The organism is Subtercola boreus (assembly GCF_003399635.1).
In the GTDB taxonomy this organism is placed as follows: domain Bacteria; phylum Actinomycetota; class Actinomycetes; order Actinomycetales; family Microbacteriaceae; genus Subtercola; species Subtercola boreus_B.
This window is the reverse complement of sequence record NZ_NBXB01000055.1, coordinates 1-957: the sequence shown is the minus strand read 5'-3', so window position 1 is coordinate 957 and position 957 is coordinate 1. Positions and strand designations below refer to the sequence as shown.

The window sequence follows — 957 nt, the reverse complement described above, 5'->3', positions numbered from 1 at the left end:
GGTGACGTCCCTGTGAGTGGTGGGGTTTCGGGTTCTTGAGCGTTGCATCGTCGACGTGAGAAGCCACCGTGTGATGGTCAGTGAGAACCGACTAAAACTCTCACGCAAAGGACACCACACGATGGCTTTAGACCAGTCTGCCCTGCTCGACCTTCTCGGCGAGCTGAAACTCACCGACGTCACCGACCGGATTCGGGTCGCGACCGAGACGCTTTACCAGGAGCTGATCGATGCGGAAGCGACCGCGTTCATCGGCGCCGCCCCGTTCGAGCGCTCCGAGGAACGCACCACTCACCGCAACGGCAGCCGGGCTCGGGTGCTGACAACGACCGCTGGGGAACTGGATCTCAAGATCCCGAAGCTGCGCGCTGGCACGTTCTTCCCCGCCCTGCTGGAACGCCGCAGGCGTATCGACCAGGCGTTGTTCGCGGTGGTGATGGAAGCGTATTTGCACGGTGTCTCGACCCGGAAAGTCGACGACCTGGTCAAGGCGCTCGGCGCCGATACGGGGATATCGAAGTCGGAGGTGTCGAGGATCTGCGCTGGCCTGGACGCGGAGGTGGCGCAGTTCCGCGACCGGTCCCTGTCGGCCCTGGACTACCCGTACGTGTTCCTCGACGCGACGTACTGCAAAGCGCGGGTGAACCATCGGATCGTCTCGCAGGCCATCGTCGTCGCCGTTGGGGTGGCCGCCGACGGGCGTCGGGAGGTCCTCGGCTTCGACGTCGGAGATACCGAGAACGAAGGGTTTTGGACTGCGTTTCTCCGTTCGTTGAAAGTGCGTGGCCTCGACGGGGTGAAGCTGGTCATGTCTGATGCGCACTCCGGGTTGAAGAAAGCGATCGGGACCGTGTTCCAGGGTGCTGCGTGGCAGCGGTGCCGGGTCCACTTCATGCGCAACGTTCTCTCCGTTGTTCCGAAGGGCAGCCAGGACATGGTCGCCTCGATCATCCGCAC

1 protein-coding gene is annotated in these 957 nt (G+C 63.2%); it reads left to right on the top strand.

Annotated elements, in window-relative coordinates:
• Positions 1 to 121: 121 nt before the first annotated feature.
• Positions 122 to 957 (top strand): IS256 family transposase (locus tag B7R22_RS18110; RefSeq protein WP_116413093.1); only part of this gene is annotated, 836 nt, incomplete at its 3' end.